Source organism: Nonomuraea sp. NPDC003201 (assembly GCF_053590415.1).
The window spans coordinates 1-8,063 of the sequence record NZ_JBSFTC010000406.1; the positions used below are offsets into that span (position 1 = coordinate 1).

Sequence of the window (8,063 nt, forward strand, 5' to 3'; positions counted from 1 at the left end):
TGGATGGCTGACCGGTTGCGGGCGGGGGTGGTGTGGGCCAACACGTTCAACAAGTTCGATCCGGCCTCGCCGTTCGGCGGTTACAAGGAGTCCGGATACGGCCGAGAAGGCGGTTTGCACGGATTGGAGGCCTACCTTGACGTGTGAGCATCGCCGTCCCCGCCGCGCCAGGCGGCGGGCACAGGCCACCAGGGGTCACGCCTTCGCCAGGGCCGGGCGGCCCGTACGCACCGGCTGGTACGCCCACCGCTGCGGCGTGAGCCGGTGCGGCCAGGTCTTCGTGCCGGTCCAGATGTCGCAGGAGTCCACGTGGAGGGGGCGGGGCGATGAGTAGGTTGTCCGTCAGAAAGACCTACAAGCTGTTCATCGGAGGGGCGTTCCCGCGCTCGGAGAGTGGGAGGTCCTACCCCGTGACCTCGGCCAAGGGCGAATTCCTCGGCAACGCGTCCCGCGCCTCGCGCAAGGACGCCCGCGACGCCGTGGTGGCCGCGCGCAAGGCGTTCCCCGGCTGGTCGGGCGCCACCGCCTACAACCGGGGGCAGATCCTCTACCGGATCGCCGAGATGCTGGAGGGGCGGCGCGCACAGTTCGCCGAGGAGGTCGGCGGCGGCAAGAAGGCGGCGCTGGAGCAGGTGGACGCCGCGATCGACCGGCTCGTCTGGTACGCGGGCTGGTCCGACAAGATCGCCGCCGTGCACGGCGCGGCCAACCCGGTCGCGGGCCCGTACTTCAACCTGTCCTCGCCCGAGCCGACCGGCGTGGTGGCCGTGATCGCGCCCGCCGATCCGCTGCTCGGGCTGGTGTCGGTGGTCGCACCCGTGATCGTGACCGGCAACACGTGCGTCGTCGTGGCGTCCGAGCGCACGCCGCTCGCGTCGATCACGCTGGCGGAGGTCCTGGCCACGTCCGACCTGCCCGGGGGCGTGGTGAACGTCCTCACCGGGCACCAGGCCGAGCTGGCCCCCTGGCTGGCGGCGCACATGGACGTCAACGGGCTCGACCTGACCGGGGTCGAGGACGCCGACCTGGCGCTGAGTTGCGAGCAGGCGGCGGCGGAGAACCTCAAGCGCGTCCTGCGCCCCTCCCGGCAGGACTGGGCGGCCGACCCGGGGACCGGCCGGATGACGCGGTTCCTGGAGACCAAGACCGTCTGGCATCCGGTCGGGGTCTGAGCACGGCACATCGATGAGTCTCGGTGAGTTCCTCCGGGCCCGGCGCGCGCGGCTCAAGCCGCAGGACGTCGGGCTCGGGCCGGGGGTGCGGCACCGGCGCGTGGCGGGGCTGCGCAGGGAGGAGCTGGCGCCGCTGGCGGGCCTGAGCGTCGGCTACTACACCCGGCTGGAGCAGGGGCAGAGCCCGAACGTCTCCGACGAGGTGCTCGACGCGCTCGCCCGCGCGCTGCGGCTGGACGACGACGAGCGGGCCCACCTGCACCGCCTGGCCCGCGCCGTCCGGTCCCGCCCGCCGGTCGGGCCTGAGCTGCTCAGGCCCGGGATCAGGCGCATGGTCGAGTCGTTCACGGAGGTGCCGGCCTGGGCGGTGGGCCGGCGCGCCGACGTGCTGGCCTGGAACCGGCTTGCGCACGCGCTGTTCACCCCGCACCTGGACTTCGACGCGCCGGAGCGCGAGCCGCGCCCCAACTTCGCCCGCATGGACTTCCTCGACCCCCGCTCCCGCGAGTTCTACGTCGACTGGGAGAGCAAGGCCCTGGACGACATCGCGTACCTTCAGGTGTCGCTCGGCAAGTTCCCCGGCGACGAGGGGCTGCGCGCGCTGGTGGACGAGCTGACGGCCGGGAGCGCCGAGTTCAGGGCCATGTGGACGCGGCATCCGGTGAGCAACTGCGCCTCCATCTCGCGCGGCTACCGCCACCCCGAGCTCGGCGTCGTCACGCTCACCGCCGAGCTGCTGCGTACGCCCGACGACGAGGGGCAGGGCGTGGTGCTCTTCCAGCCGGAGCCCGGCTCGGAGGAGCCGCTCAGACGCCTGCTGCGGCAGGGGTAGCGCGGCGCAGCAGCAGGGCGCCACCGGCCGCCCCGAGGAGGGCGACCGCCCCCGCCACCGCGAACGCCGCGGGCAGGCCCGTCAGCAGCTCGGCGTACGCCGACGCGACAGCCGTCAGCCCGGCCACCCCGATCGCCCCGACGAACGTGGGCATCTGCGCGAGGCTGCCCGCCACCCCCTGGTCGGCCGGTTCGAGCCCGGACGTGATCGTCGTGATCGCGGCCACCACGGTCAGCACGTGACCGAAGCCCATCGCCGCCGAGGTGGCCAGCAGCACCCCCAGCCCTCCCGAGGCGGGCAGGAACACCATCGCCGCCGTCCCCACAGCCTGCGCGGTCAGGCCGGCCGCCACGGTCGCAGGGGCGCCGTACGCGCCGATCAGCCGGGCCGCAAGGCCGCCCGCGATCAGGGCGGCCACGCCCTCGCCGAGGAACCCGAGCCCCGTCCGCAGCGCGGACCAGCCGAGCACGTCCTGCATGTAGACGCTCAGCAGCAGCGTCGCCCCGCCGCACATGCCGAACGTCACCAGCGCCACCGCCATCCCCCATTTCACCGTGGGCCGGCGCAGCAGCCGCGGCGGCACCAGCGGGGCGGCGTGCCTGGCCTCGACCGCGAGGAACGCCCCCAGCAGCAGCACGGCCGCCGCGACGCCGATCCACGTGAGCGTAGAAATGCCGTAGACCAGGGCGAACAGCCCGGCGCTCGCCAGCACGGCCCCCGGCACGTCCAGCCGGACGGCGCTCCTGCCGGAGTCGCCGGGGAGCACGGAGAGCGCGCCCACCAGCACGACCACGCCGATCCCCACCAGGATGAGCATGGTCCAGCGCCAGCTCAGCCCGCTGGTGACCAGGCCGCCGCCGATGGTCCCGGCCACGAAGCCGAGCGAGAGCAGCGCCCCGTTGACACCCATCGCCCTCGTACGCTTCGGGCCCTCGGCGAAGGCCGTGGTCATGAGGGCCAGCGCGGTCGGGCCGATCATGGCCGCCGCCACCCCCTGCCCGGCCCTGGCGCCGACCAGCACCCCGGGCACCGGAGCCAGGGCCGCCAGCAGGGAGAACCCGGTGAACGCCGTCACGCCGGCCGCGAACAGCCTGCGCCGCCCCACCACGTCCGACACCCGCCCGAACAGCGGCATCAACGCGGCCGTCGGCAGCAGGCAGGCCGTCACCACCCACTGCAGGTCGCCCCGCGTGGCGAAACCCAGATCGCGGCCGAGCTCGGGGAGCGCGACCGTGATGATCGAATAATCCAGACCTGTCATGAACGTCGCGCCGCAGAGCGTGACGAGCACGAGCCATTCACGTGTGTTCATGCGGACCAGGCTGCGGCACGGCCCGAACGCCGGCCAGCGCCCCGTTGGAGGTACACCTGTCAGGTGCACCCTCAGTGGCCCGAAACAGCGGCCCGAAACAGGGGCCCGAAACAGGGGCTCAGAACGCGAAGCCGGGCGGCCTGACCGGGGGATGGGCGGCCTGGAGCTGGGCGGCCAGGCCGAGCAGGTGGGGTTCGCCGCCGGGCGGGGCGACGATCTGGACGCCGATGGGCAGCGCGGTGGAGTGCGTGGCCAGGGGGACCGTGATGGCGGGCCAGCCGCACATGTTCCAGGGGCCGGTGGCGGGGGCGTACCTGATGTTGGCCAGCGCGTTGCGGACGAAGCCGCGCTCGCCCCAGCGCTCGGCCTTGGGCGGGACGGTGGCCAGGGCGGGCGTGATCAGCACGTCGGCGTCCCCGAACCACTGGTCGGCCCCGTAACCGCTCCAGCGCTCCCGGCCCCGCACGCCGTCGAGCTTGAGCGCGCCGAGCACCCGGCCCGCGCGGGCCAGCCCGCGGGTGCGGCGTTCGAGCCGGCGCCGGTCCAGGCCGTCGGCCGACGCGGCGGCCCTGGTGAGCCAGGTGGCGATCGTGGCGGGGCCGAGCCAGACGGGCAGCTTGTCGCGGTGCTCGACCACCGTGTGCCCGGCCTGGCGCAGCGTCTCCGCCGCCCCGCGCACCGCGGCCTGGAACTCCCTGTCGACAGGCAGGCCGACGGGGAGCGGCTGGGGCGCGTACGCCACCCGCAGGTCGAACGGCTCGGGGCTGTCCTGGGGCGGCTGCGGCTCCCAGATCTCGTCGTCGTCCGCCCAGACCGAGCGCAGCATGGGCGGCCGCGGCTCGACCCGGCGGCCGCCGCGCCAGGACTCGGCCAGCGCCGGGTCGGCGGCCAGCACGGACAGCGCCAGCGCCAGGTCGGACGCGGTCGTCGCCAGGGGGCCGTTCTCGGTCAGCCCGTCCCAGTGGTCGGTCGGCGGGGGCACGAGCCCGGTGCCGGGCTTGACGGCCAGCACGCCGCAGCAGGCGGCCGGGATGCGCAGCGAGCCCATGCCGTCGTTGCCCAGCGCCAGCGGCACCATGCCCGCCGCCACGGCCGCCGCGCTGCCCGACGACGACCCGCCGGCGGTCCTGGCCGGGTTCCAGGGATTGCGGACGATGCCGTACGCGCTGTCGCCGAGCGCGACGAGCCCCAGCTCGGGCAGGTTCGTCAGGCCGACGACCACCGCCCCCGCGGCCCGCAGGCGCGCCACCGTCACGTGGTCCTCCGGCGCGGGCGCGTCCGCCGTGACCGCGGACCCGCCGCGGGTGGCCTCGCCCGCGACCTCCAGGTTGTCCTTCACCGCCACCGGCACGCCGGCCAGCGGCAGGTCCGCCAGGTCGCGCCGTTTCTGGACGGCCTGCGCCTCCTCCACGGCCCGCTCTCTGATCCGCCGGAACGCCCCTACTTTGGAATCCCGCTCCGAGATGGCGTGAAGGTGCTCCTCGACGACGGTCGTGGCCGTGACGTCCCCACGCCGGACGGCCGTCGCGATCTCGACAGCGGACCTGCCTGCCCACAACATGACTAGAGTCTGCATCCTGGCAGCGCGGCTCGATAGGGTCGATGCACGTGAACGGACCCTCCCTTGCCCTCCGCCAGCGCTCGCTGGGCGACCCCGCGGCCGAGTTCCCGCTGTTCCCGCCGCTGACGCGGGGCTGTCCCAGGACCAGCACGGACGAGATCGCCTATCCGCTGGAGATCACGTACGACTACGGGCGGGTGGATCCGCGCCTGTTCGAGCAGGAGCCGGGCACGGACCTCGCGCGCTGGTCGCCGCTGCTGCCGCCGCTGGAGGCGCCCACGCTGGGAGAGGGCGGTACGCCGCTGGTGGAGTTCGACGGGATCTACGTCAAGGACGAGTCCCGCAACCCGACCTGGTCGCACAAGGACCGCCTCAACCGGGTCGCGGTCAGCGCCGCCGTCGCCTCGGGCGCGCCCGGCGTGGTCGTGGCCTCGTCCGGCAACCACGGGGCCTCGGCCGCCGCCTACGCCGCCCGGGCCGGGCTGCCCGCCATCGTGCTGACCTCGGCGGACTCACCGCCCGCCGTGCAGGCGTTCGTGCGCGCGTACGGGGCCAAGGTCGTCTCCGTGCCCACCGAGGCACGCTGGCCGCTGCTGCGCGAGGTCGTCGACCGGCTCGGCTACCACCCGGTCAGCAACCAGACGGTGACCCACACCGGGCACCCGTTCGGGCCCGAGGGCTACAAGACGATCGCCTACGAGCTGTTCCTGCAGCTCGGGCGCGTGCCCGCGGCCGTCTTCACCCCCACCGGGTACGCCGAGCTGCTCTACGGGATGTGGAAGGGGTTCGTGGAGCTGCGGCTGCTGGGGCTGACCGAGGCCGTGCCGCGGATGTTCTCCTGCGAGACGGCGGCGGGCGGGCCCCACGCGCGGGCGCTGGCCACCGGCGCTCCGGCCGCGATCGTCGAGCCAGGGGCCAGTGACGCGTACGGCATCGCCGGGCCGGTCGGCGGGCACCGCGGGGTGGTGGCCGTGCGCGACAGCGGCGGCGAGGCCCTGCTCGTGACCGACGAGGAGCTGCGGGCGGCGCAGCGGGACCTGGCCGGGCAGGGGCTGTGGCAGGAGCTGTCGGGCGCGGCGGGGCTCGCGGGACACCGGAAGCTGCGGCGGGACTTCGACGGGCCCGTCGTGTGCGTGGCCACGTCGAGCGGGTTCAAGGACGTGGGCGTGGGGGCCGAGCGCTTTCCGGTGCTGGAGAACCCGACCCTAGGCGATCTTGCTCCAGACGCGTAGCGGGCCGATCGTGGTGAAGCCGTGCCGCAGGGCGTCCGCCGGGTCGACCTCCCAGCCGACCAGGGGCCGGCCGGGGAACACCCTCGCCGCCGCGGCCAGGGTGGCCTCCCACGCGGCTTCGCCGAACACGTTGGAGACGCCCACGACCTCCTCACGCGGGGTGAGCACGGAGCCGCAGACGATGGCGCCCTCTCGCCTGCCGCAGAGGATCGTGACCTCGTCGAGGATCGCGGGCAGGAACAGGCCGCCGACCTCGCCGTCGAAGCACGCCTGCTCCCAGGCGCGCAGCGTGGCGGCGTCGCTCACCGCTTCCATGGCGATCGTGGGCTCGCGGCGCTCCGGGGGCTCGCGGTGGATCCACTGCCCCTCGAACAGCACCTCGAAGCCCGGCAGGTCGAGCGTGGCGAAGCTGTCCTTGACCGACGCCCCCGGGCCCGCGTCGATGCGGCCGAGCACGTCGGCCGCCGTCGCGTCGGGCGAGAGCGTCACCGCGTCCGGGTAGAAGGGCGGGGTCCTGGTGGGGTTGGTCCAGGCCCGGTCCGCGAACGCGCCGGGCGTGCCGTGCGCGCGGCACATCGCGTCGCACCACTCGGCGTTGTCGCGGGCGGCGGCTGCCACGCTGGTCATGCTCGTCTCTCCTTGGCGCGGCGGGTGGGAGGCGCGGTCAGCGGGTCCTCCGGCCAGGGGTGCCTGGGGTAGCGACCGCGGAGCTCCGCGCGTACCGAACGGTAGCCCTCGCGCCAGAACGACGCCAGGTCCGCGGTGACGGCCACCGGGCGGCCCGCCGGGGAGAGCAGGTGCACCAGAACGGGCACGCCGGAGATCTCGGGCGTCTCCTGCCAGCCGAACAGCTCCTGCAGCTTCACCGCCAGCACCGGCCGGTCGCCCGAGTAGTCGACGCGGATGTGGGAGCCGCTGGGGACCTCGATGCGTTCGGGGGCCGCCCGTTCCAGGCGCTCGCTCCACGGGATCAGGCGCTTCAGCGCCGCGGCCAGGTCGATGCGCTCCAGGTCGGCCCGGCGGCGGGCCCTGGACAGCTCGGGCTCCAGCCACTGGTCGGCCAGGTCGATGAGCGCGTCCGTGGAGGGCCAGGGGGCGCCGATGGCGCGGTGGCAGAAGGCCAGGCGATCCCGCAGGTCCTTGGCCTGTTTCGTCCAGGTCAGGACGTCGGGCTCCGTGCGCAGACCGTACAGGACGGCCTCGCGGACGTCGGCGTCCTTGAGCGGGGCGGCGGACAGCTCGATCGCGCCCAGGCGCTCGACCCTGCGGGCGAGCACGTCGCCGCGGCGCTCGCCCGGGGGGACGTGCCAGGCGATCTCGTCCTGGGTCGTGGTGGGGTGCGCCAGCCTGGCGGTCGCCTCGTCGATCTCCACGGCCTGCCTGATGCGGGCCGAGGCCGAGCCCGTCTGCCGGTCGGCGACCGCGATGGCCAGCCACTCGGCGGTGTGCAGCCTGGACCCCTCCGGGAGCTGGGCCTGCGTGCCGGAGGCCATGAGGTAGCCGCCGCCCCGCCTGCGCGCCACCCGCTCGGGGAACGCCAGCGCCACCGCCGTCCCGGCCAGCGCGTCGCCGGGCGGGTCCGGGCGGCCCGTGCCGGCGGTCCGCTGGAGGCGCCTGGTCTCCTGGCGCCAGCGGGCGGCGAAGCCGGTGCCGCCCCGGCGGGCCGCGCGCCAGACCTCCACCAGGTCGTCGCCCGCGTCGCGCGGCAGCTGCTCCGACAGCAGGGCCACCACCTCGGCCGCGCTCGGGCCGAGGTCGAGCAGGGCCCTGGCCAGGCGGGGATGCACGCCCGCGAGCGCCATCCGGCGCCCGCGCTCCGTCACCCGCGCGGCCGGGTCCAGCGCGCCCAGCGCCTCCAGGGTGCGGCCGGCGGCGGACATCGCGGCGGGCGGCGGCGGGTCCAGCAGGGCCAGGCCCGACGCGTCGGGCGCGCCCCAGCAGGCCGCCTGCAACG

8 protein-coding genes are annotated in these 8,063 nt (G+C 74.9%); 4 read left to right on the forward strand and 4 right to left on the reverse strand.

Annotated features, from left to right (window positions below; genetic code table 11):
* The 3 genes from ACWDX9_RS55810 to ACWDX9_RS55820 form a co-directional block, all read left to right on the forward strand.
* The coding region (locus ACWDX9_RS55810) for an aldehyde dehydrogenase family protein (protein ID WP_355199946.1) at positions 1-147 on the forward strand (147 nt) is incomplete at its 5' end.
* A 179-nt stretch (positions 148-326) separates the two neighbouring features.
* On the forward strand, positions 327-1,172 hold the full coding sequence (locus tag ACWDX9_RS55815; protein ID WP_449970891.1) for an aldehyde dehydrogenase family protein: 846 nt from the start codon (positions 327-329) through the stop codon (positions 1,170-1,172).
* A 13-nt stretch (positions 1,173-1,185) separates the two neighbouring features.
* Entirely contained in the window at positions 1,186-2,004 is an 819-nt protein-coding gene (locus tag ACWDX9_RS55820) for a helix-turn-helix transcriptional regulator (protein ID WP_397369069.1), read from the forward strand.
* Here ACWDX9_RS55820 and ACWDX9_RS55825 read toward each other — a convergent pair.
* Positions 1,979-3,316: an MFS transporter gene (locus tag ACWDX9_RS55825; protein WP_449970894.1), complete on the reverse strand. Its 1,338-nt coding sequence runs from the start codon at positions 3,314-3,316 to the stop codon at positions 1,979-1,981. The genes ACWDX9_RS55820 and ACWDX9_RS55825 overlap by 26 nt on opposite strands.
* A gap of 118 nt (positions 3,317-3,434) precedes the next feature.
* A complete protein-coding gene (locus tag ACWDX9_RS55830; protein ID WP_449970896.1) occupies positions 3,435-4,892 on the reverse strand; it encodes an amidase in 1,458 nt (485 codons plus the stop codon).
* A 32-nt stretch (positions 4,893-4,924) separates the two neighbouring features.
* On the opposite strand from ACWDX9_RS55830, the gene ACWDX9_RS55835 reads away from it, so the two are divergent.
* Entirely contained in the window at positions 4,925-6,109 is a 1,185-nt protein-coding gene (locus ACWDX9_RS55835) for a threonine synthase (protein WP_449970899.1), read from the forward strand.
* On the opposite strand, the gene ACWDX9_RS55840 is transcribed toward ACWDX9_RS55835, so the two are convergent.
* Together ACWDX9_RS55840 and ACWDX9_RS55845 are read right to left on the reverse strand one after the other, a co-directional pair.
* Complete coding sequence (locus ACWDX9_RS55840; protein WP_449970902.1) at positions 6,083-6,736, reverse strand: hypothetical protein; 654 nt, start codon at positions 6,734-6,736, stop codon at positions 6,083-6,085. The genes ACWDX9_RS55835 and ACWDX9_RS55840 overlap by 27 nt on opposite strands.
* Positions 6,733-8,063 (reverse strand): ATP-dependent helicase C-terminal domain-containing protein (locus tag ACWDX9_RS55845; RefSeq protein ID WP_449970905.1); only part of this gene is annotated, 1,331 nt, incomplete at its 5' end. The genes ACWDX9_RS55845 and ACWDX9_RS55840, both read right to left, overlap by 4 nt.